Here is a 23,596-nt window from a genome sequence, read left to right on the forward strand (position 1 = left end):
CGGTGTTCTCAGTCGTGCTGGTCGACGGCGACGAAACGGAGTTCGGAGGCGTAGGTGTTGCCCTGGTCGTCGGTCAGCCACGCATGCTCGGGACTGGGCAGCATCTCCGTGATCGTGAGCTTCGCCTCCGGATCCTTCCGCGCCAGCCGACGAGCGGCCTTGGCCAGGATGTTCACATACACCGGAGCATCGAAATCCACATAGAACGGACGCGGCTCCGTCGGCGACACCACGAACACATACCGCGGCAACCCCCGCTCACTGCGCCAGTTCCGCGCCCGGACATACCGCCGGGCCTCACTCTTCTCCTCCGCGAACCCCAACTCCCCACCCGTGAACCGCCACGACTCACGACTCACCACCAGCTTGTCCACCATCACCCGCGGCACATGATCCGCATCGGGGAACAGCCGGAACATGTCCATGGCCAGGGTGGTCAGCACATGGCCGAACACATCGGTGACGGGGAACTCCGTGCCGTCGGGCAGTACGACGACCGGCCGGCCGTCGCGCCGGACGACGTGGGCGTCGGCGCTGAGCACGGTACGGTCCCGGTGCGGGTCGGCGGTGAGCTCCATCAGGGCGACGTAGTAGTCCTCCGGCCGGACCAGCACATTGCGCACCCGGGTCGAGAGCCGTGCCTTGTGCTCCTTGGGCAGCAGGGGCAGCAGGCGGGGGCCGGGGTGGTCCCGGCCGGTGAGCCGGAGGAGTTCCGCCGGCTCGGGATGCTGGCTGACGAACAGCGAGGCGCCCATGGTGTTGGACGCCAGGTGCAGTTCACCGAGGACGAGTTCGAAGTCGCCCCGGCCGATCGACTCGGTGTCACGGGCGGCGATCAGCACATCGGGGCTGAGGTAACGGGCGGCGCTCCAGGCGACCGGGACCGCGGGGAACGCCTCGGCCACCTGGGACGCGACGGCCGGGTGGGTCACCCGCACCCGCGCCTCCCCCTCCGGCAGCGGGATGATCCGCGCCCAGCGGCGCTGGAACTCCGCCAGCACCTCCTGTGCGTCGGTGACCGCGTCGCCGTGCAGGATCGGCATGGAGGCGAACCAGAAGTCGGCGAGGTTGACCCGGTCCTCGCCGGAGGCGGCGGACAGCTTCTCGTAGACCTCGACGGCCCGCTGCTCCACCCGGGCGCCGAGCCGGCCCATGAGCCACGCGGCGCTGGTCATCAGCGGGTCCAGGGGCGCCATGGCCTCCAGGACCGTGCCGCCGATCCGGGCGGTGGCGGAGCGCCGGGTGTCGGAGTAGACCAGCGACCGGTTCGGAGCCGTACCGCTGCCCTTGGCACGCTGGGACGCGGTATCGGTGATCCGGGTGAAGTCCTCCTCCAACGCCGCCAGCGCCTCGCACAACGCCTCCGCGTCACGCCCGGCCGCCTCCACCCGCTCACGGCCTCGCTCCAGCACCGCCAACGGCTCCAGCGCACCACGCCGCAGCTCAACATCCCCCACCCGCTCCAGAACCGCACGCAACTCCCGGTCCGGACGCGCACCCGAAGGCACCTCCAACCGCCAGCTCACCCACCGACGACCCACCAGCTCGGTGAGTCGGGAGGTGACCTCGTCGAGTGAGGTGCCGAGGATCCGGGCGAGCTCGTGCGGTGAGCGCCGGCCGTCCGCCAGCCGCAGCAGGGCCACCAGATGGGGCGGCGCCGGCTGCGGGCGGCGGCCGGGGACGTGGACGGGTCCCTCGTCGGACTCGGCGCGGATGTAGGGCAGCCGTCGTGGGGGGATCCAGGCCATCAGCCGCTCGTCCGCCGACAACGTCTTCGCCAGCGCATCGATCGACCAACTCGAGAAGAACACCGACGACGACGCCGTCAACCCCTCCCCCGCATCAACCTCCACACCCCCCACCGAACCATCCACACGACCCCAGCCCACCGGACCGAAAAACCCGATCGTGTCATTCTTCACACAGAAGCGCTGCCAATAATGCGCCACCAACTCCTCACGCTGACGCGGCATACTCGACCGACCCGACGCCGAAGGAACCCACCCCAGAAACGGCCGCAAACCCGTCCGCAACACCGTCCGGTTCTGCCACGCCACCGCAGCGGTGAAATCCGAAGAACCCGCAACACCCTGCAACCTCACCGCAGTACGCGCCGCGACCTCCCCGAACACCCCCTCGAACTCATCCCAGTCAGGACCCGACAACACCCCACCGGCAAACTTGTCCGCATACACCGACACATCCACCGGAGCCAGATCCAACACACCCCCCACCGGAAAACCCGGCCCACGCAACGAAAACTGCTCCCACAACCGCCAACGGCGGCCCAGCAGCAGCGCGCCGTCGTCACTCATGGGTCGCACCCGCCGGGAGGTCGGCGAGTTCCTCGGCGACGACCTCGGCCAGTTCGGCGGGGGTCGGGTAGGTGAAGACGAGGGCGATGGCGATCTCCGTGCCGACCGCCTCCTGGATGCGTCCGGTGATCTGGAAGGCCGTCAGCGAGTCGCCGCCGGACTCGAAGAAGTCGGCGTGCTCGTCGAGGCCTTCGTTGGCCAGCGCCTCCTGGTAGAGGACGGTGATGAGTTCGGTCAGCCCGGCGACGCTCCGGAGGTCGCGCGCGAGGGTCTGGTCCTGGACGGTCATGGTGACTCCTTCGGGTAGGGAGGAAGTGATGTCGGAAACAGCGGGGTGGGCGGGGACGGGGACGGGCGTCACGACAGGACGGAGACAGGAGGGGCGGGGAACGGCGGAGCCTGATCGGCCGCGCCCCTCCCGGCCTCCACCCCCATGGCGGCCAGCGCGGACGGCGAGTTGCCGCCGGAGACCACCACGGCCGTACGCCCGTGGAAGCCGCGCCGGAGCGCGCCGGCCAGGGCCACGCTGCCGCTCGGTTCGGCGGGCAGGCCGGCCCGGTGCAGCAGCTCCATGGCCCGGAGGACCTCGTCGTCCCCCACGGCGATCAGCTCGTCGACCCGTCCTCGGACGATGGGAAAGGTGATCTCGCCGGGCCGCTGGCCGCGCAGCCCGTCGGCGACGGTCCTCGACGCGGGCAGCTCGACCGGGTTTCCGGCCGCGAGCGACACGGCGTAGCGGCGCGCCTCCTGGGGTTCCACGCCGATCACGCGCGGAGGGCGCACGGCGAGACCGGCCGCGAGGCAGCAGCCCGCCAGCAGTCCGCCGCCGCCGACCGGGACGAAGAGCAGATCGAGGTCGGGCGCCTCCTCCAGGATCTCCAGGGCGACGGTGCCCTGGCCCGCGATGACCCGCTCGTCGTCGGAGGAGTGCACCAGCAGGGCGCCGGTGTCCGCCGCCAGCCGCCGGGCCAGCTGGTCGCGGGCGGCCACACCGCCGTCCGCCGTCACCACACGGGCGCCCAGCCGGCGGATGGCGTCGGCCTTCTCCCGGCCGGCTCCCGCGGCCATCACCACGGTGGCCGCGGCGCCGGTCCGGCGCGCCAGCGCGGCCACGGCGATGCCGTGGTTGCCGGAGGACCCGGCGACCACGGCCGCGGTGTCCCGGCCCAGGAGCGCGTTGGCGGCGCCCCTGGCCTTGAACGAACCGCCCCGTTGCAGGTGTTCGGCCTTGAGCAGCACTCCGCGGAGCCCGGCCTCCGCCAGTCCCGGCAGTGCGTCGGCGGCCAGCAGAGGTGTTCGGCGGACCGGGCCGCGGATCCGTTCGGCGGCCGCCCGTACGTCCCCCGCGCCGAGGCGGGTTCCGGCGGCGGTCATGGTGTGCGGTCCGGGACCGGGGCGGCGGTGCGGCGCAGGGCCGCCCGGTCCGTCTTGCCCGTACGGGTGGTGGGCAGCCGCTCGATGCGGTGGAACCTGCGGGGCATCATGTGCGGCGGCAGGACCGTCGCGAGGTGCCGGCGCAGCTCCGCGTCGGTCACCTCGTCGAGGGGGCCGGTGACATGGGCGTACAGGAACACCCGCCCCTGCTCGTCCGGTTCGGCCGTGACCACGGCGCCGGTGACGCGGGGGTGGCCGAGCAGGACGCCCTCGATCTCGGCCGGGTCGACCCGGTAGCCCCGGATCTTCACCTGCCGGTCGGAGCGGCCCAGGTACTCCAGGACGCCGTCCTCACCGGCCCGTGCCAGGTCTCCGGTGCGGTAGGCGCGGGCGCCGGGTGGCCCCCCGGGGTCGGGGCGGAAGCGGTCGGCGGTGAACCCGGGGCGTCCCAGGTAGCCGCGCGCCACGCCGATCCCGCCGAGGACGATCTCACCGGTGCCGCCCGGGGGCACCTCGTCACCGCCGGGGCCGGTCAGACGGACCGTCATCCCGTCGATGGGTGTCCCGACCAGGTCACGGGTGGTGTCCGGCTCAGGGGGCACCGCGTAACGGGTGGCCGTCATGGTGCATTCGGTGGGGCCGTACTGGTTGACCAGGCTGCCGGGCAGCAGGCGGCGCGCGCCGGAGCGGAGGAAGGGCAGCAGCGACTCCCCGCTGGTCACGACGAGGCGCAGTCCACGCAGATGTTCCTCGGCCAGGTCCTGCTGGGCCAGAAAGGTGAGGAAGGACGGGGTGACGCTCAGCAGGGTGTTGACGCCTTCGCGGCGCAGGGTCTCCGCGAAGCTGTCGGCGCGCAGCAGGGTGCCGCGTTCCGCCAGGACGACGGTGCCGCCGGCGACCAGCGGGGCGAAGGTGTCGCGGATGGAGGCGTCGTAGCCGAGGGGTGCGACCTGGAGCGCCACGGTGTCGGGGCCCAGGCCGTAGTCCCGGGCGATGAACCCGAGGTACGAGTCGAGGCCCGCGCGCTCGATCAGGACGGCGTTGGGGGTGCCGGTGGAGCCGGAGGTGTGGCTGACGTAGGCGAGCTGCCGACCGGAGCCGGCGGGTGTTCCGCCCGGCGGTCCCGAGCCGCCCGGTCCGTCCGGCTCTGCGGCGTCGTCGAGGTCGATCACCGGCCCGTCGACGGTCAGCCCCGTCCTCTCCCGCACCGCGCTCCGGGTGATCAGAACGGTGGCGCCGCCGCTGCGGACCATGGCGGCCAGCCGGGGCGGCGGCTGGGTCACGTCCAGCGTGAGGAAGGCTCCTCCGGCTCGGAGGACGGCCGCCACCGCGACCACGCTCTCCGGGCCCGGTTCCAGGGCCAGGGCGCAGACCCGCTCGGGTCCGACCCCGTGGGCGGTCAGCAGGCGGGCCAGCCGGTCGGTCCAGGTGTCGAACTGCCGGTAGCTGACGGTGCGGCCGGGGGCGCGCAGCGCGGTGGCCTCCGGGGTGCGCGCGGCGTGGTCCCGGATGGCGTCGAGGAGGCTCACCATGAGGGGACGCCTCCCTGCTGGTGTTCCTGGTCGACGGCGACGAAGCGGAGTTCGGAGGTGTAGGTGTTGCCCCGGTCATCGGTCAGCCACGCGTGCTCGGGACTGGGCAGCATCTCCGTGATCGTGAGCTTCGCCTCCGGATCCTTCCGCGCCAGCCGACGAGCGGCCTTGGCCAGGATGTTCACATACACCGGAGCATCGAAATCCACATAGAACGGACGCGGCTCCGTCGGCGACACCACGAACACATACCGCGGCAACCCCCGCTCACTGCGCCAGTTCCGCGCCCGGACATACCGCCGGGCCTCACTCTTCTCCTCCGCGAACCCCAACTCCCCACCCGTGAACCGCCACGACTCACGACTCACCACCAGCTTGTCCACCATCACCCGCGGCACATGATCCGCATCGGGGCGCAGGGCGAAGCGGTCCATGACACGGTTGGTCAGGGCGTGGCTGAAGACGTCGAGCACGTCGAACTCACTGCCGTCGGGCAGGACGGCGGTCAGCCGGCCGTAGCGGTCGGCCACCGTGACGTCGGCGCTGAGTACGGTGCGGTCCCGGTGCGGGTCGCTGGTGTGTTCGGCGATGGCGACGAAGTAGTCCTCCGGGCGGTCCAGGGCGGGTCGGCTGCGGGCCGACCACTTCAGCGGCAGTTCCTTGGGCAGCATCGGCATCAGCCGGGGACCGGGGAAGTCGCGGTCGGTCTCGGCGATCAGCTCCTCGACGACGGGGTGCTGGTTGACGAAGAGGGAGGCGGCCACGGTGTTCATGGCGATGTGCAGTTCGCCGAGGACGAGTTCGAAGTCGCCCCGTTCGACGGCGGCGGCGTCCTTGGCCATGATGAGCACGTCGGGGCTCACGTAGCGGGAGAGCGACCAGCCGTCGCGCGGTCCGTCGAACTCCTCGTGGACCCGGTCGGCGATGTCCGCGGAGGACAGCTGTACGCGGCGTGCGCCTTCCGGGGCGTCGATGATCCGGGCCCAGCGCTCGCGCAGTTCGGCACCGATCCGGTCGGCCTCCGGCATGGACGCGGCGTGCGGAGCGGGCAGGCAGGCGAACCAGAGCGAGGCGAGGTCGGTGGTCGGCCGGTCGCCGCGCACCTGGTCGAAGCTCTGCCGGATGTGCGCGCGCATGGACTCCGCGTACCGGCTGGTCAGCCAGCCCACGGCCGTCAGGCACAGGGAGAGCGGGGTGAGTTCGTCCAGGACGGCGGGGCTGAGCCGGGCGGTGGCGGAGCGGCGGGTGTCGGAGTAGACGAGCGACCGGTTCGGAGCCGTACGACTGCCCTTGGCGCGCTGCGAAGCAGTGTCCGTGATCCGGGTGAAGTCCTCCTCCAAAGCAGCGAGCGCCTCGCACAACGCCTCCGCGTCACGCCCGGCCGCCTCCACCCGCTCACGGCCTCGCTCCAGCACCTCCAACGGCTCCAGCGCACCACGCCGCAGCTCAACATCGCCCACCCGCTCCAGGACCGCACGCAACTCCCGGTCCGGACGCGCTCCGGAGGGCACCTCCAACCGCCAGCTCACCCACCGACGACGCACCAGCTCGCGCAGGTGCTCCTCGGCCAGGCCGGCGGGGAGCGAGAGCTCGCGGGCGAGGTCGCCGAGGGTGCGGCGGCCGTCGACCAGTTCCAGCATCGGCAGCAGCTCGCCGGGGACGGGCTGTTCGGGCCGCCCCGGGAGCCGTACGAACGTGCCGCCGTCGCTCCGTCCGATCCGGGCGAACGGAGTGCGTCGTGGGGGGATCCAGGCCATCAGCCGCTCGTCCGCCGACAACGTCTTCGCCAGCGCATCGATCGACCAACTCGAGAAGAACACCGACGACGACGCCGTCAACCCCTCCCCCGCATCAACCTCCACACCCCCCACCGAACCATCCACACGACCCCAGCCCACCGGACCGAAAAACCCGATCGTGTCATTCTTCACACAGAAGCGCTGCCAATAATGCGCCACCAACTCCTCACGCTGACGCGGCATACTCGACCGACCCGACGCCGAAGGAACCCACCCCAGAAACGGCCGCAAACCCGTCCGCAACACCGTCCGGTTCTGCCACGCCACCGCAGCGGTGAAATCCGAAGAACCCGCAACACCCTGCAACCTCACCGCAGTACGCGCCGCAACCTCCCCGAACACCCCCTCGAACTCATCCCAGTCAGGGCCCGACAACACCCCACCGGCAAACTTGTCCGCATACACCGACACATCCACCGGAGCCAGATCCAACACACCCCCCACCGGAAAACCCGGCCCACGCAACGAAAACTGCTCCCACAACCGCCAACGCCCACCGGGCAGATAAACGGCTTCCTGGTCTTCCGCGTGCTTTTCCGTGTGCTTTTCCGCTTGCTTTTCCGCGCCCATGACGCTCTACCTCTCGAAGCTCCGGTCGGCCGCGCACCATTCGAGAACGGCGCGGGCGCTGTGGTATTTGTTCTCGGCCTGGTCGAAGGCGATGCTCGCCGGGCCGTCGAGCACGTCCGCGGTCACCTCTTCGCCCCGGTGGGCGGGGAGGTCGTGCATGAAGACCGCGTCGGGGCTGCTTGCCATGGTTTTCTCGTCGACCTGGAAGGGCGCGAACACCTCGCGCCAGTCAGGGGTCGGTTTGGCGGTGCCGGTGGTCTGCCAGCGGGTGGTGTAGACGACGTCGGCGGCCGGCAGGTCCGCCATGTCGTGGCGCTCCTCGATCCGGGCGCCGCTCCGCCGGGCATGGGCCGCCGCCCGCTCCAGATAGGCGGGGGCCAGTCCGTACCCGGGCGGGGTGCGCAGCGTGAGCCGCGTGCCCGGGAAGCGGGAGAGCGCCAGGGCCAGGGCGGAGGCGGTGTTGTTGCCCTCGCCCACGTAGACCACGTGGAGGTCCTCGATGCGCCCGAACCTGCGGAGCAGCGTGGTGAGGTCGGCCAGTGCCTGGGTGGGGTGCTCCTCCTGGCTCATCGCGTTGATCACGGCCATCCGCCGCTGGTCGGCGTAGGCGCGCAGCTCCCGCTCGGGCCCGGCGGTGCGCGCCACCAGGACGTCGATCATGCGGGAGAGCACGGCCGCGCTGTCCTCGACGGTCTCCCCGGTGTTCTCCTGGAGGTCCCCGGGGCCGTAGGTGATCAGCCGTGCGCCCAGCCTCAGCGCTCCGGCGGAGAAGGCGGTACGGGTGCGGGTGGAGGTCTTGCGGAACAGCACGCCGACGACGGTGTCCGCCAGGGGGCGCGCGTCGTCGGCGGCGCCCGCGGAGAACTCGGCGCCTCGCCGGGCGATGTGCAGCAGTTCGTCGTCGGAGAGGTCGTCGATGGAGATCAGATGGCGGCGTTCGGCCTGGGGCATGGTGCTTCCTCCTGGATGGAGCGGTCGGTGCGGTCTCAGCGGCCGAGCAGTGCGGCGCGGAGCACGCCGATGCCGTGGTCCAGTTCCTCGGGGGTGACGGTCAGCGGCGGCAGGATCTTGATCACCTCGTCGTCACGGCCGGAGAGTTCGACGATGAGCCCGTGCTCGAAGGCGTACCGCTGGACCTCCTCGGCGCGCTTGCCGCCGCCGGCCCGGCCGAGGTCGATGCCGAGCACCATGCCTCGGCCCCGGACGGTGATCTCCGGTTCGGCGGCGGTCAGTTCGGCGCCGAAGCCGGCCAGGGACCGGGCCGGCACGGGCAGCCGCTCCACGAACTCCGGGTCGCTCCACAGCTCGGCGGCGGCGGTCGCGGCGACGAACGCGAGCTGGTTGCCGCGGAAGGTGCCGGTGTGCTCCCCGGGCTCCCAGACGTCCAGTCCGGGCCGGAAGAGGGTGAGGGCCAGCGGGAGACCGTAGCCGCTGATGGACTTGGAGACGGTCACCATGTCCGGGACGATGCCGGACTCCTCGAAGCCGAAGAAGGTGCCGGTACGGCCGCATCCGGACTGGATCTCGTCGCAGATCAGCAGGATGCCGTGCCGTTCGGTGACGGCGCGCAGCCGCCGCAGCCAGTCGGCGGAGGCCGCGTACACGCCGCCCTCCATCTGCAGGGGCTCGACGATCACCGCGGCGGGCACCTCGACCCCGGAGGAGGAGTCGGCCAGCAGCCGTTCGATGAGGGCGACGGAGTCGAACGGGCCCTGGGGACCGTCCTCGTAGGGGATGAACGTGACCTCGTCCTGGCCGTGCACCCCCCCGGCCCGGCGGGCCCGTCCGTTACCGGTGACGGCCAGCGACCCCCGGGTCATCCCGTGGTACCCCCCGCTGAAGGCGAAGACCCCCCGGCGGCCCGTGGCCTTCCGGGCCAGTTTGAGGGCGGCCTCGACGGCGTCGGCTCCGGTCGGGCCGGAGAACTGCACGGTGTAGTCCAGGCCGCAGGGGCGCAGGATGTGCTCGGTCAGCGCGGTCAGGAAGGACCGCTTCGCCGCGGTGTACATGTCGAGGCCGTGCATCATGCCGTCGGAGGCGAGGTAGTCGGTGATCCGCACCTTGATCGGGTCCGGGTTGTGGCCGTAGTTGAGGGAGCCCGCGCCGCAGAAGAAGTCGGTGAAGACCCGGCCGTCCTCGGCGTACAGCCGGGCGCCCTTGGCCCGGACGAAGACCGCCGGGAACTTGCGGCAGTAGCTGCGGACGTGGGACTCGTACCGTTCGAAGACGTCCACATCGGGCGCCCCGGCCGCGCCGAAGGACGGAACGACTACGGGGGGAGGGGTGAAGGCGATGGTCATGGTGGTCGGTGGTCCTTTCGGTTCTCGCCCGTCGTGCCGGTCCCGGTCGGGGACGGCACGCCCCGGCGGGACGGCTGCGTGAGGCGACTGGCGGCGGTGTGCGTGGCGACGGCCGGCGGGGCCGGCTGCGCCGCCCCGGTGGAGGTTCCGGAGGGCGGTCGGGCGGGAGCCCTCAGGGGCGGGCGTCCGCCACCGGGCGGCGTGTGCGCCGCCGGGCTCCCAGCACCGGCGCGGACGCCGCGGTGGCGACGGTGGGATAGCCGGGCAGAGCCGCGGCCAGCGCGGCCACGGTGGGATGCTCGAAGAGTGCCCGGACCGGTACGTCGATCCCGAGCGCGGACCTGAGCCGCACCGAGACACGGGTGGCGAGCAGGGAGTGCCCGCCGAGCTGGAAGAAGTCGTGGTCGATACCGATCTCCCGGATGCCGAGCACGTCCTCCCAGACCGCGGCCACCGCGCGTTCGCGGTCGGTGCGGGGTGGCGCGCCCATGGGGCCGCCCACGGCGCCCCAGTCGGCCACCGGCGGCAGTGCCCGGCGGTCGACCTTGCCGTTCGGGGTCCGGGGCAGCTCCTCCAGGGTCACGAAGGCCTCGGGCACCATGTAGTCGGGCAGGGTGGCCAGCAGGGCCGTCCTCAGCTCGTCATGGGCGGCTGCCGCGGCCGGCTCCTTCAGCACGAGATAGGCGGCCAGCCGCTGATCACCGTCCGGGTGCGGCACCGCACGGACCACCACGGCCCGGATGTGGCCGAGGGCCAGGAGCGCGGACTCGATCTCCCCCGGCTCGATCCGGTGCCCCCGGATCTTCACCTGGTGGTCGGCCCGGCCCAGGATCTCCAAGGACCCGTCGGAACGCCGGCGCGCGAGATCGCCCGTGCGGTACAGCCGGGCGCCGGGACGGTCGGCGAAGGGGTCGGGGACGAAGGCCGCGGCGCTCTGGGCCGGCCTTCCGTGGTAACCCCAGCCCAGGCCGCTGCCGCCGATGCAGATCTCCCCGACGGCCCCTTCGGCAACGGGTTCCCCACGGGCGTCGAGCAGCACGAGGCGTGTGTTGCCCCGTAGGTGCCAGTCCTCGGGGCGCCCCCGGGGGTCGAGGCGGGAGGTGGTGGACCAGACGGTGGTCTCGGTCGGGCCGTAGAGGTCCCACACCCGCGCACCGCCGTCCGCCAGCCGTACCGCGAGTTCGGTGTGCAGCTTCTCGCCACCGCTGAGGATGTCGAGTCCGGCGCCCGGCCGCCATCCGCAGTCCAGCAGCATCCGCAAGGTCACCGGGGTGGCCTGGACCAGGGCGGTGCCGGCGCTGTCGATCAGGGCCGCCATCCGCTGCGGGTCGCGGGCCTGTTCGCGGTCGGCCAGCAGCAGCCGCGCCCCGGTGGTCAGCGGGAGGCACAGTTCCATGAGGGACGGGTCGAACGAGACCGTGGTGATGCCCAGGAACGTGGCACCGGGGCCGATCGGCAGCCGGTCGGCCATGGAGGCCAGGAAGTGCGTGAGCGACCGGTGCTCGACGAGCACGCCCTTCGGCTGCCCGGTGGAGCCGGAGGTGTAGAAGATGTAGGCGAGTTCGTCCGGGCGCGGACGGTGCGGTGGCCTCGGGCCCGAGGCCCCGGTCGCCCGTGAGCCCTCGTCGGAGTCGTCGGCATCGGCATCGGCGTCGGCGTCGGCGTCGGCGGCGTCGTCGAGGAGCAGGGTGCGCGGCTCGGGCTGACGGCCGCCGCCGCCCGTGTCCGCCAGCCGGCGGGTGAGGGACCCTTCGCTGACGATGATCGCGGCGCCGGAGTCCTGGAGGAGATGGCCGATCCGGGCGGGCGGGTAGTCCGGGTCGAGCGGAAGGTAGACGGCACCGGCCCGGTGGACCGCCAGCAGGGCTGTCACCAGATCAGGGCTCCGCTCCAGGAAGACCCCGACCGGAACGCCAGGACCGGCACCGAGGGCGGCGAGACGGTGTGCCAGCCGGTCGGCCCGGGCGTCCAGTTCGCCGTACGTGAGGGAGCTGCCGGAGCCGCTGACCGCCACCGCGCCGGGGGTGCGGGACACCTGCCGGGCGAACAGCTCCGTCCAGGGCACGTCGGGCACGTCCAGCGCCGTGTCGTTGCCCTGGGCCAGCAGTCTGCGCCGCTCGCGACCGGGCAGTCCCTCGATCTGCCCGGTGAGCCGGGCGAGCGGGGCGTCCGGTTCGGCCACGGCGGCCGTCAGCAGGGTGACGAAGGCGGCGCCGATCCGCTCGGCGGTGTCGGGGTCGAAGAGCGCGGTGGCGTACTGCATCCGGCCGGAGATCCGGCCGTCGGGCTGGGAGAGGAGGTCGAGTGCCAGGTCGAAGGCGGTGCCCGACGCCGGGGTGGAGACCATCCTGGTGTCCAGGCCGGGCAGATGGTCGGGCTCCTCAGGGAGGGGAAGCAGCTGGAAGGAGACCTGGAAGAGGGGGTTGCGGGACAGGTCACGCTGCTGGGCGAGCTCGGTGACGACCCGCTCGAAGGGCAGCTCGGCATGGCTGAGCGCGGCCAGGGTGTCCGTGCGTACCCGGCCGAGCAGTCCGGCGAAGGACGGGGAACCGGCCAGGCTGGTGCGCAGCACCACCGAGTTGACGAACAGCCCGATCAGCTCACCGAGAGGGCGCCGCCCCCGGCCACTGACCGGGGTGCCGACGGCCACGTCGTCGCGGTCGGCCAGGCGCCCCAGTGTGGCCTGGAAGGCGGCGAGCAGCACCATGAAGCGCGTGGCCCGGTGTGCTCTGGCCAGCCGGTCCACCTCGGCGGCGAGTCCGGCCGGAACGGTGAAGCGGGCGATGTCGGCGGCGCCGTCCCAGATGGCTGGCCGCGGCCGGTCGGCGGGCAGTCCCAGGGGTTCGAGTCCGGCCAGCCGCTCACGCCAGTAGGCGAGTTGACGCTCGCCCCGGGGGCCGGCGAGGCGCACGGCCTGCTCAACGGCGGTGTCGGCGTACTGGAGGGGCAGCGGCTCGGGCTCCGCTCCCGCACCTCCCGTACGGGCCTGGTACCCGGCCGCCAGTTCCCGGGTGAGGACGGGCCAGGAGAAGAAGTCGAAGGCGATGTGGTGGACCACGATCAGGAGCAGGTGCTCCTGATCGCCGAGCCGCACCAGCGTCAGCCGCAGCGGCGGCGCGGTGTCCAGCGGCAGCGGCCTGACCAGTTCGGCGGCGATCAGCTCGGTGAGCCGTGACTCGCGCTCCTGGGAAGGCAGGCTCCGCAGGTCCCGGTGGTCCCACGGCACCTCCACGACAGGCTCCACCACCGCGACCGGCTCGCCGTCCACGGACGGGTACCGGGTCCGGAGCACGTCGTGCCGGGCGAGTACGGCCTCGAATGCCCCGGTGAGGGCCTTCTCGTCGAGGTCCCCTCGAACGCGCAGTGCCAGCGGCAGCAGATCACCCGGCGTCCCGGGACGCAGGCTGTCCAGAAACCACAGCCGTCGCTGTGCGAACGACATCGGCCGTCCGGAATCCGCCGTCCGGGCATCTGCGCTGTCCACCGGTCGCCTCCATGGATGCGGTCACGTCCGGGCCTGGGACCGGCTCCGGCACCTGCGAGTCTCCGCGTCCGCCCGGTTCGCGCCCAGAGAACTTCCGGCAGCCGCGTCGGCGGCCCACTCCTGCCCGGCACTCCCTTGCTGCTCCCGGCGGCCGTCACGCCTTCGCCCTGCCGTGCTGCTCACCGCACAGGAGACAGGGGGTGGACCGGACGGCCGACCGGGCCGCCGCCTCGCCCCGGCCCTCCCCGCCCCCCGGCCCCGTCCGCGCCTAGAATCGAACCGTTTGTCCCCTCACGTACGGAGCCCCGCCCCATGCACTCCCCCCACGATCCGTACGTCCGGGTGCGCGGCGCGCGCGAGCACAACCTCCAGGACGTGAACGTCGACATCCCGCGCGACACCCTCACGGTCTTCACCGGGGTCTCCGGCTCCGGCAAGTCCTCGCTGGCGTTCGGCACGATCTACGCCGAGGCCCAGCGCCGCTACTTCGAGTCGGTCGCCCCGTACGCGCGCCGGCTCATCCACCAGGTGGGCGCACCCGCCGTCGGGGAGATCACCGGGCTGCCGCCCGCCGTCTCCCTGGAGCAGCGCCGCTCGGCGCCCGGGGCCCGGTCGTCTGTGGGGACGGTGACCACGCTCTCCAACTCACTCCGGATGCTGTTCTCCCGGGCCGGGGAGTACCCGGCGGGCGCCGATCGGCTGGACTCCGACGCCTTCTCCCCCAACACGGCGGCCGGGGCCTGCCCCGAGTGCCATGGTCTCGGGCGGATCCACCGGACGGACGAGGAACTGCTCGTCCCCGACCCCTCACTCTCCATCCGGGAGGGGGCGATCGCCGCGTGGCCGGGGGCCTGGCAGGGGAAGAACCTGCGGGATGTGCTGGACACCCTGGGGTACGACGTCGACCGGCCGTGGCGTGAGCTGGCGGCGAAGGACCGGGAGTGGATCCTGTTCACCGACGAGCAGCCGGTGGTCACGGTGCATCCGGTGCGGGACGCGGGCCGGATCCAACGCCCGTACCAGGGAACGTACATGAGCGCCCGGCGCTATGTGCTGCACACCTTCGCCGACACCAAGAGCCGCACGCTGCGGGCGAAGGCCGAGCGCTTCCTGACGAGTGTGCCGTGTCCGGTGTGCGGCGGGAGCAGGCTGCGGCCGGAGGCGATGGCGGTGACCTTCGCCGGGCGGACCGTCGCGGAGCTGGCCGCGCTGCCCCTCTCCGCGCTGGCCGAGGTGCTCACGGGGGCCGGGGCGGGCGGTGAGGAGACGGCCCGGGTGCTGACCGGTGACCTGCTGGCCCGGATCGGGACGGTCACGGAGCTGGGGCTCGGCTATCTGAGCCTGGACCGGACGGCCCCCACCCTCTCCTCCGGCGAGTTGCAGCGGCTGCGGCTGGCAACGCAGTTGCGCTCCGGGCTCTTCGGCGTCGTCTACGTACTGGACGAGCCGTCGGCCGGGCTGCACCCCGCCGATACGGAGTCCCTGCTCGGGGTGCTCGGCCGGCTCAAGGAGGCCGGGAACTCGGTCTTCGTGGTGGAGCACCAGATGGATGTGGTGCGGCGGGCGGACTGGCTGGTGGATGTGGGCCCGCTGGCCGGGGAGCACGGTGGGCGGGTGCTGCACAGCGGGCCGCCGGAGGGACTGGCCGAGGTGCCGGAGTCGGCGACGCGGCGGTTCCTGTTCCCGTCGGAGGACGAGCCGGAGCCGGTACGGGAGACGCGCACCCCTTCCGGGTGGATCCGGCTCTCCGGGGTGGAGCGGCACAATGTGCGCGGCGTCGACGCGGCGTTCCCGCTCGGGGTGTTCACGGCGGTGACCGGCGTGTCCGGGTCGGGCAAGTCGACCCTGGTGGGGCAGGTGCTCGCCGGGGTGCTGGCGGACCGGGAGGCGGGCGAGGAGGCTGTTGGGGCGGGCGAGCAGTTCTGCGCTTCGGCGAGCGGTCTTGAGGCGGTGGACCGGCTCGTCCAGGTGGACCAGAAGCCGATCGGGCGGACGCCCCGGTCCAACCTGGCCACGTACACCGGGCTCTTCGACACCGTACGGAAGCTGTTCGCGCGGACGGAGACGGCGCGGGAGCGGGGCTACACGGCGGGGCGGTTCTCGTTCAACGTGAGCGGCGGGCGGTGCGAGACGTGCCAGGGCGAGGGGTTCGTCTCGGTGGAGCTGCTCTTCCTGCCCAGCACCTACGCGCCCTGCCCGGACTGCCACGGCGCGCGTTACAACCCGGAGACGCTGGAGGTCACGCTGGGCGGGTTGACGGTCGCTCAGGTCCTCGATCTCACCGTGGAGTCGGCGGCGGACTTCTTCTCCGGGACCCCGGCGGCCGAGCGAGCGCTGACCACTCTGCTGGACGTGGGGCTCGGCTATCTGCGGCTCGGGCAGCCTGCCACCGAGCTGTCCGGCGGCGAGGCCCAGCGGATCAAGCTCGCCTCGGAGCTCCAGCGCACCCGGCGCGGCCACACCCTGTATCTGCTGGACGAGCCGACGACCGGCCTGCATCCGGCCGATGTCGAGGTGCTGATGCGGCAGTTGCACGGTCTGGTGGACGCGCACAACACGGTGGTGGTCGTGGAGCACGACATGACCGTGGTGGCGGGCGCGGACCATGTCATCGACCTGGGGCCGGGCGGCGGCGACCGGGGCGGGCGGATCGTGGCGACCGGCACCCCGCAGGAGGTGGCGCGGTCGGCGGAGAGCCGTACGGCGCCGTATCTGGCTAAGACGCTGGGGAGTTGACCCCGCACGGTCCTCAAGAAGGCACCGTACGGGATCAACTCGCCTCTCAGCGGCGGACTTTGCGCGTCGCCCGCAGCCACTCCTTGTTCATCGCCGCGATCGACGGCAGCGGAATGCCCTTCGGACAGGCGGTCGCGCACTCGCCGGTCAGGGTGCAGCCGCCGAACCCCTCCTCGTCCATCTGGGCCACCATGTCCAGGACCCGGGTCTCACGCTCCGGGGCGCCCTGCGGCAGGACGTTGAGGTGGTTGACCTTGGCGGCCGTGAAGAGCATCGCCGAGCCGTTCGGGCAGGCCGCGACGCAGGCGCCGCAGCCGATGCATTCGGCGTTCTCGAAGGCGAGTTCGGCGTCCGGCTTGGGCACCGGGGTGGCGTGGGCGTCGGGCGCGGTGCCGGTGGGGGCGGAGATGTAGCCGCCGGACTGGATGATGCGGTCGAAGGAGGAGCGGTCCACGACCAGGTCCTTGACGACCGGGAAGGCGGAGGCCCGCCACGGCTCGATGTCGATCGTGTCGCCGTCGTCGAAGGACCGCATGTGGAGCTGGCAGGTGGTGGTGCGCTCCGGGCCGTGGGCGTCGCCGTTGATGACGAGGCTGCACGCGCCGCAGATGCCCTCGCGGCAGTCGTGGTCGAAGGCGACGGGCTCGTCCCCGGCGAGGATGAGCTCCTCGTTGAGGGTGTCGAGCATCTCCAGGAACGACATGTCCTGGGAGATCCCGTCGACTTCGTAGGTGGCCATGGCGCCGGGCGTCTCGGCATTCTGCTGGCGCCAGACGCGCAGGGTGAGCTTCATGCGTAGCTCCGCTGAGTGGGGTGGACGTACTCGAAGACGAGGTCTTCCTTGTGCAGGACGGGGGCCCCGCCGGTGACGGTGAACTCCCAGGCGGCGGCGTACGAGAACTCCTCGTCGCGCCGCTCGGCCTCGCCCTCGGGGGTCTGGGACTCCTCGCGGAAGTGGCCGCCGCAGGACTCGGCGCGGTGCAGCGCGTCGAGGCACATCAGCTCGGCCAGCTCCAGGTAGTCGACGATGCGATTCGCCTTCTCCAGCGACTGGTTGAACTGTCCGCCGGTGCCGGGCACCTTGATGCGGCGCCAGAACTCCCCCCGGATCTCCGGGATCTTGGCGAGCGCTTTGCGCAGTCCGTCCTCGGTGCGGGCCATCCCGCAGTACTCCCACATGAGTTCACCGATCTCGCGGTGGAAGGAGTCGGGGGTGCGGTCGCCGTCGACGGAGAGCAGCAGGTTGATCCGGTCCTCGGTCTCCGCCACCACCTCGGCCACGGCCGGGTGTTCGGCGTCGACCTTCTCGGTGTGCGGGTTGCGGGCGAGGTAGTCGTTGATGGTGGAGGGCAGGACGAAATAGCCGTCGGCGAGGCCCTGCATCAGCGCGGAGGCGCCGAGCCGGTTGGCCCCGTGGTCGGAGAAGTTCGCCTCGCCGATGGCGAAGAGGCCGGGGATGGTGGTCGAGAGATCGTAGTCGACCCAGAGGCCGCCCATCGTGTAGTGCACGGCGGGGTAGATCCGCATCGGGACCGTGTAGGGGTCCTCGTCGGTGATCCGCTGGTACATGTCGAAGAGGTTGCCGTACTTCGCCTCGACCGCCTTGCGGCCCATCCGGCCGATGGCCTCGGCGAAGTCCAGGTAGACCCCCTGCCCGCCGGGGCCGACGCCGCGCCCCTCGTCGCAGACGTTCTTGGCGGCGCGGGAGGCGATGTCGCGGGGCACCAGGTTGCCGAAGGCCGGGTAGATGCGCTCCAGGTAGTAGTCGCGCTCGTCCTCGGGGATCTGGTCGGCCGGTCGGTCGTCGCCCTTGGCCTTGGGGACCCAGATGCGGCCGTCGTTGCGGAGCGACTCGCTCATCAGGGTGAGCTTGGACTGGTGGTCACCGGTGCGCGGGATGCAGGTGGGGTGGATCTGGGTGAAGCAGGGGTTGGCCATGTAGGCGCCGCGCCGGTGGGCCCGCCAGATGGCGGTGGCGTTGGAGTTCATGGCGTTGGTCGACAGGTAGAAGACGTTGCCGTAGCCGCCGGTGGCCAGAACGACCGCGTCGGCGAAGTAGGTGTCGATCTTCCCGGTGACGAGGTCGCGGGCGACGATGCCACGCGCCTTCCCGTCGACCACGATCAGGTCCAGCATCTCGGTACGGGCGTGGAGTTCGACGCCGCCCGTGGCGATCTGCCGGGAGAGCGCCTGGTAGGCGCCGAGGAGGAGCTGCTGCCCGGTCTGGCCGCGCGCGTAGAACGTACGGGAGACCTGTACGCCGCCGAAGGAGCGGTTGTCGAGGAGGCCGCCGTACTCGCGGGCGAAGGGGACGCCCTGGGCGACGCACTGGTCGATGATCTCCACCGAGATCTGCGCCAGCCGGTGGACGTTGGACTCCCGGGCGCGGAAGTCGCCGCCCTTGACGGTGTCGTAGAAGAGCCGGTGGATGGAGTCGCCGTCGTTGCGGTAGTTCTTCGCCGCGTTGATACCGCCCTGCGCGGCGACCGAGTGGGCGCGCCGGGGCGAGTCCTGGAAGCAGAACTGGACGACGTGGTACCCCTGTTCGGCCAGCGTGGCACCGGCCGATCCGCCGGCCAGTCCGGTGCCGACGACGATGACCGTATGTTTACGCCGGTTGGCCGGGTTCACGAGCTTGGCTTGGAAGCGGCGGGTGTCCCAGCGCTCGGCGACCGGTCCCTCGGGGGCCTTGGTGTCGACGACGGGCTCGCCCGTGGCGTAGTGCGTGTAGTCGGGCATGTCAGCTCACCACTCCGGTCATGACGGCGACGGGTACGGAGATGAAGCCCAGCGTCAGCACCGCCGCGAGGATGTTGGCGAGGGTCTTCAGGACGCGGTCGCGGGTCGCGTTGCCGACGCCGAGGGTCTGCGCGGCGCTCCAGAATCCATGCTGGACATGGAGGCCCATGGCGAGCACGGCGACGATGTAGATGACGTTTCCGTACCAGGTGGAGAAGGTGTCGATGACGTTCTGGTACGGGTGTCCGGCCTCGAAGCTGGTGTGGACGGTGCCGGTCGTCAGGTCGAGGATGTGCCAGACGATGAAGAGCGCGAGGATGATCCCGCCCCAGCGCATGGTCCGGGTGGCGTAGCTGGCGCGGGGCCTCTTGTGGACGTACTTCGCCGGGCGCGCTCTGATGTCGCGGCGGCTCAGCTGGTACGCGGAGATGCCGTGCAGCACGACGGCGGCGACCAGCCCCACGCGGACGATCCACAGCGCCCACTCGTAGTGCAGGATCGGTTCGCCCATGGTGCGCAGCCAGTGGGCGTAGCCGTCGAACTCACCGGGTCCGAAGAAGATCTTCAGGTTTCCGACCATGTGGGCGACGAGGTACCCGAGCATGATCAGACCGGAGACGGCCATGATGGTTTTCTTGCCGACGGTCGAGTCCCAGAGCGTACGCGTCATCGACGGCCGTCGGTCCGTCCGCGTTGCCAATGCCATGGACCTGACGGTAGGGGCCCCGGGCCGATCAGTCCAAGACATGGCGTGGCTGATCTTCATAGGTGTTGCCTATCGAACGACGGTAGCCTCGGTGTATGCACTTCCAGCAGCTCACCTATTTCGTGGCCGTCGCCGAGACCCTGCACTTCACCCGGGCCGCCGAGGCCGTGCATGTCTCGCAGCCCTCGCTCTCCCAGCAGATCCGGGCCCTGGAGAGCGAGCTGGGGGCCGAGCTGTTCAGCCGGGCCCGGGGCAACATCGCCCTGACCGACGCGGGCGAGGCGCTGCTGCCACTGGCCCGGCGGATCCTCGCGGACGCGGAGACCGCACGCCACGAGGTGCAGGAGCTGGTGCAGCTGCGGAGCGGCCGGGTGCGGCTCGGGGCGACGCCGAGCCTCTGTACGGGGCTGCTGCCCGATGTGCTGCGCGCCTTCCACGACCGGCATCCGGGGGTGCGGCTGCTGCTGGAGGAGGGCGGCTCGCACGACCTCGTACGGCAGCTGGCGCGCGGGGCGCTCGACCTGGCGCTGGTGGTGCTGCCGCTGCCGGCCGCCTCCCCCGCGCTGACCACGGTGGAGCTGCTGCGGGAGGACCTGGTGGTGGTGTCGTCCGCCGCGGAGCCGGCCCCGGGGCGCGGCGGCCGGGTCCGGATCGCGGATCTCGAAGGGGCGCCGCTGGTGATGTTCCGGCACGGCTACAACCTGCGGGAACTGACGCTCGCCGCCTGCCGCGCGGAGGGGTTCGAGCCATCGTTCACGGTGGAGGGCGGCGAGATGGACGCGGTGCTCGGTTTCGTACGGGCGGGGCTCGGGATCGCGGTGGTGCCGAGCATGGCCGCGGGGCGGGCGGGCCACGACCTGCGGAAGACCCCGCTGGCCGGGCCCGGGCTGCGGCGCACGATCGCTCTCGCGCACCGCAGCGACGTGGCCCCGCCCCGCGCGGCCCGGGAGCTCCAGCGGATGCTGCTGGAGCACGGGCAGGTCGACTGAAGGCCCTCGTACAGCTCAGACCGCGTCGGCCAGCAGCAGCGAGTGGATGCGGTCCGGGGCGCCGGGACGGGCGTAATACCAGCCCTGCGCGGTGTCGCAGCCGATCTTGCGCAGCTGCTCGGCCTGCGCCCCCGTCTCCACGCCCTCCACCGTGACGGCCAGCTCCAGGCTGTGGGCCAGCGAGACGATCCCCTCGACGATCTTCAGGTCGACCGGGTCGGCCGGGTGCTGCTGCATGCCCCGGGTGAAGGAGCGGTCCAGCTTGAGGACGCTCACCGGCAGCCGCCGCAGGTTCGCGAGGTTGGAGTAGCCGGTGCCGAAGTCGTCGAGCGCGATGTCGACGCCCATCTCCGCGAGCTGCCGCAGCGGCTTGAGGAGATCGTCGTCGGCGCCGATCAGGGCGGACTCGGTGACCTCCAGGCAGAGCGCGCCCGGCTCCAGGCCGGAGCGTTCCAGTACGTCGACGGTCTCGGCGACCAGCCGGGGGTGGTGCAACTGGGTCGGCGAGAGGTTGACGTTGATCCGCAGAGGGCCGCCGTCGCTGTGCCGCTCCTTCCAGAAGTTGGCCTGCCGGACGGACTCCTCCAGCACCCAGCGCCCCAGCGGCACGATCAGCCCGGTGTGCTCGGCGAGCGGGATGAACCGGTCGGGGCCGAGGACCCCGTGCTGCGGGTGGCACCACCGTACGAGCGCCTCGGCGCCGTGCACGGTGCCGTCGCCGAGGTGGACGAGCGGCTGGTACTCGATGAAGAACTCGCCCCGGTCCAGCGCGGCGGGCAGCGCGGTGGTCAGCCCGTGGCGCGTGATGGCGCGGGCGTCGGCCTCGGCGTCGGCGAGCTCGAAGCGGTTGCCGCCCGCCGCCTTGGCGCGGTACATGGTGATGTCCGCGCTGCGCAGCACCTCGGCGGCGCTGCGCTCCCCGGCCGGGCCCTCGACGACGCCGATGGAGCCGCGGACGCTCAGCTCGCGGCCGTCCAGCCGGATCGGGGTGGCCAGCACGTTGAGGATGCGTCCGGCCAGCTCGTCCACCGCGTCGGCGGTGGACGAGCCGGTGGTCAGGGCCACGAACTCGTCGCCGCCTAGCCGGGCCACCATCTCGCCGGGTGCGGTGGCGCAGCTCTGGAGCCGGTCGGCGACCTCCACCAGGAGCCGGTCGCCGGCCGCATGGCCGAGGCTGTCGTTGATGGCCTTGAAGCCGTCGAGGTCCAGGTAGCAGAGGCCGAAACGGGCCCCGTCCTTGGCCGCGAGCACCTTCTCCAGACGCTCGAAGAACAGCGTCCGGTTGGGCAGTCCGGTGAGCGCGTCATGGGTGGCCTCGTACCGCAGCCGCAGGTTGAGCAGGCGCCGCTCGGTGGTGTCCTCCATCAACGCCAGCTGGTACTGCGGGCGGCCCTCGGGGTCGCGCAGCAGCGAGACGGTGAGGTTGGTCCACAGGACGGTGCCGTCGTTGCGGTAGTACGCCTTCTCGACCCGGTAGTGGTCGCGCTCCCCCCGTACGAGCTCGTTGTAGAACTTCCACACCTGCGGCGAGTCCTCGGGGTGGACCCACTCGTTCACCTTGTGGCTGCGGACGTGGTGCTCCAGGCCGCCGAACATCTTGGTGAGGGTGTCGTTGATCTCCAGGATGTTGCCGTCGAGGTCGGCGATGCCGATGCCGACGGCGGCGTCCTTGAAGACCGCGCGGAAGCGGGCCTCGGTGGCGTGGAGGGCCTGCTCGGCGTTGGAGCGGGCGGTGAGCGCGGAGCGGGCGATGGCCTCCTGCTCGGCCAGGGTCCGCTCGCGCAGGGCCTGGGAGAAGCCGGAGGCGAGGGTGTGCTGGATCCGGGCGCAGCGGGCGCGGGCGTCCTCGGTGGACAGCTCACCCGGACCGTTGCCGCCGCAGTACAGCACGAGGTAGGAGTCGACGACCCCGAGCGTGGAGCTCAGGGCGTCCGGGTCGGTGCAGTGCGCGTCGACCAGCGCCGCGCCGATCCGGGCGGCGGGCGAGGCGTCGAACGGGTGAGCGTGCAGGGTCAGGCTCAACTCCCGTGCCAGCGGCAGGAGATGCCGCTCGAACTCCGGGCGGGTCAGGGAGGTGGCCGTCAGCGGGAAGATGGCCCGGCTCCAGATCGTGGCGAATCTCCGGAGCCGGCCTTCCGGTCCGTCCGGTTCCGCGTCCTGCTCACCGGAGGCCTGGGCGGGAATACTCACGCCTTACGCCCGACCCCGCCGAAGCCCGAGAAGGCGTACGGGTCTTCCTGCTCCGGGGACTGCGGGGTGTCCGGCCGCCACTCGGGCATCGACACGAGACCGGGCTCCACCATCTCGTACCCCTCGAAGAACGCGCCGATCTCCTCGTGCGTCCGCATGATGAGCGGGTTGCGGATGTTCCGGTAGACGCCGACCGTGCCGTCCGCCTCCTCCTTGGAGAGCGGGATGCCCTCGTACGAGGCGTGGGTCAGGATGACGAGGCTGCCGGGGGCCAGTGCCTCACGCAGTTCGGCGACCGCCGCGCGCGGGTCGTCGGCGTCCTCGATGAAGTGGAGCACCGCGACGAGCAGCAGGGCCACCGGGCGGTCCAGGTCGAGGAGTCCGGTGATCGCCGGGTCGGCCAGGACCTCCTTGGGCCGGCGCAGGTCGGCGGCGGCGATGACGGCCAGGTCGTTGCCCTCCAGCACCGCCTGGCTGTGCGCGACGGCGACCGGGTCGTGGTCGACGTACGCCACCCTGGCCCGCGGGTCGGCGGCCTGGGCCACCTCGTGGACGTTGCCGAAGGTCGGGATGCCGGAGCCGATGTCGAGGAACTGATCGATCCCCTCGGCAACCGCGTACCGCACGGCCCGGCGCATAAAGGCCCGATTCGCCTGCATGATCTTGGGAAGGCCCGGGAGGAACTCCATGGCCTTCCGCGCGGCTTCCCGGTCCACCTCGAAATTGTGCGATCCGCCCAGATAGAAGTCGTACATGCGGGACACGCTCGGCACCGAGATATCTATGCCTTGCGGTGCCCAGGCGGGACGCTCCATCGATGTCTCCAACAAGTTCGCCACGGCGATCCGGCCATGTTCATGGT

15 protein-coding genes are annotated in these 23,596 nt (G+C 71.7%); 2 read left to right on the top strand and 13 right to left on the bottom strand.

From position 1 onward, the window contains the following. Nucleotides 1-8: 8 nt before the first annotated feature. The 8 genes from R2B67_RS02270 to R2B67_RS02305 all read right to left on the bottom strand — a co-directional run bounded on the left by R2B67_RS02270 (nt 9) and on the right by R2B67_RS02305 (nt 13,332). A complete protein-coding gene (locus R2B67_RS02270) occupies nt 9-2,315 on the bottom strand; it encodes a lantibiotic dehydratase (RefSeq protein ID WP_317816122.1) in 2,307 nt (768 codons plus the stop codon). Beyond that, nucleotides 2,308-2,604 (bottom strand): acyl carrier protein, encoded by a 297-nt coding sequence (locus R2B67_RS02275; RefSeq protein WP_109980562.1) that lies wholly within the window; start codon nt 2,602-2,604, stop codon nt 2,308-2,310. Before R2B67_RS02275 ends, R2B67_RS02270 begins: the two co-directional genes overlap by 8 nt. Nucleotides 2,605-2,672: 68 nt before the next feature. Further along, nucleotides 2,673-3,689, bottom strand: a complete 1,017-nt coding sequence (locus tag R2B67_RS02280; RefSeq protein ID WP_317816123.1) for a threonine ammonia-lyase — start codon at nt 3,687-3,689, stop codon at nt 2,673-2,675. Beyond that, nucleotides 3,686-5,221 (bottom strand): amino acid adenylation domain-containing protein, encoded by a 1,536-nt coding sequence (locus tag R2B67_RS02285; protein ID WP_317816125.1) that lies wholly within the window; start codon nt 5,219-5,221, stop codon nt 3,686-3,688. Before R2B67_RS02285 ends, R2B67_RS02280 begins: the two co-directional genes overlap by 4 nt. Then, nucleotides 5,215-7,590 (bottom strand): lantibiotic dehydratase, encoded by a 2,376-nt coding sequence (locus R2B67_RS02290; RefSeq protein ID WP_317816127.1) that lies wholly within the window; start codon nt 7,588-7,590, stop codon nt 5,215-5,217. Before R2B67_RS02290 ends, R2B67_RS02285 begins: the two co-directional genes overlap by 7 nt. A 6-nt stretch (nt 7,591-7,596) precedes the next feature. Next, entirely contained in the window at nt 7,597-8,541 is a 945-nt protein-coding gene (locus tag R2B67_RS02295) for an ornithine carbamoyltransferase (RefSeq protein ID WP_317816128.1), read from the bottom strand. 35 nt (nt 8,542-8,576) lie between these two features. Next, a complete protein-coding gene (locus R2B67_RS02300) occupies nt 8,577-9,890 on the bottom strand; it encodes a diaminobutyrate--2-oxoglutarate transaminase (RefSeq protein WP_317816130.1) in 1,314 nt (437 codons plus the stop codon). 172 nt (nt 9,891-10,062) lie between these two features. Further along, the gene (locus R2B67_RS02305) at nt 10,063-13,332 is read right to left on the bottom strand and encodes a non-ribosomal peptide synthetase (protein ID WP_398869570.1); all 3,270 of its coding nucleotides are present in this window, start codon (nt 13,330-13,332) and stop codon (nt 10,063-10,065) included. A 354-nt stretch (nt 13,333-13,686) separates the two neighbouring features. Between R2B67_RS02305 and uvrA the strand changes: the two genes are divergently transcribed. Beyond that, nucleotides 13,687-16,110, top strand: coding sequence for an excinuclease ABC subunit UvrA (gene uvrA / locus R2B67_RS02310; RefSeq protein ID WP_317816136.1), 2,424 nt, complete (start codon nt 13,687-13,689; stop codon nt 16,108-16,110). A 46-nt stretch (nt 16,111-16,156) separates the two neighbouring features. Here uvrA and R2B67_RS02315 read toward each other — a convergent pair whose 3' ends face one another. The 3 genes from R2B67_RS02315 to R2B67_RS02325 are packed head-to-tail and all read right to left on the bottom strand — an operon-like array spanning nt 16,157 to nt 19,555. Continuing rightward, on the bottom strand, nt 16,157-16,903 hold the full coding sequence (locus R2B67_RS02315; RefSeq protein WP_018513070.1) for a succinate dehydrogenase/fumarate reductase iron-sulfur subunit: 747 nt from the start codon (nt 16,901-16,903) through the stop codon (nt 16,157-16,159). Further along, entirely contained in the window at nt 16,900-18,849 is a 1,950-nt protein-coding gene (locus R2B67_RS02320) for a fumarate reductase/succinate dehydrogenase flavoprotein subunit (protein ID WP_317816138.1), read from the bottom strand. The genes R2B67_RS02315 and R2B67_RS02320 overlap by 4 nt, the downstream gene beginning before the upstream one ends. 1 nt (nt 18,850) lies before the next feature. After that, the gene (locus R2B67_RS02325) at nt 18,851-19,555 is read right to left on the bottom strand and encodes a succinate dehydrogenase cytochrome b subunit (protein WP_317816139.1); all 705 of its coding nucleotides are present in this window, start codon (nt 19,553-19,555) and stop codon (nt 18,851-18,853) included. A 95-nt stretch (nt 19,556-19,650) separates the two neighbouring features. Between R2B67_RS02325 and R2B67_RS02330 the strand changes: the two genes are divergently transcribed. Next, nucleotides 19,651-20,544: a LysR family transcriptional regulator gene (locus tag R2B67_RS02330; protein ID WP_317816140.1), complete on the top strand. Its 894-nt coding sequence runs from the start codon at nt 19,651-19,653 to the stop codon at nt 20,542-20,544. 15 nt (nt 20,545-20,559) lie between these two features. Here the strand turns inward: R2B67_RS02330 and R2B67_RS02335 are convergent, their stop codons facing one another. Together R2B67_RS02335 and R2B67_RS02340 are read right to left on the bottom strand one after the other, a co-directional pair. Next, entirely contained in the window at nt 20,560-22,734 is a 2,175-nt protein-coding gene (locus R2B67_RS02335) for a putative bifunctional diguanylate cyclase/phosphodiesterase (RefSeq protein ID WP_317816141.1), read from the bottom strand. Continuing rightward, entirely contained in the window at nt 22,731-23,549 is an 819-nt protein-coding gene (locus R2B67_RS02340; protein ID WP_317816143.1) for an SAM-dependent methyltransferase, read from the bottom strand. Before R2B67_RS02340 ends, R2B67_RS02335 begins: the two co-directional genes overlap by 4 nt. Between the last annotated feature and the right edge of the window lie 47 nt (nt 23,550-23,596).

This window comes from Streptomyces cyaneofuscatus (assembly GCF_033109485.1).
Taxonomy (GTDB): Bacteria; Actinomycetota; Actinomycetes; order Streptomycetales; family Streptomycetaceae; genus Streptomyces; species Streptomyces cyaneofuscatus.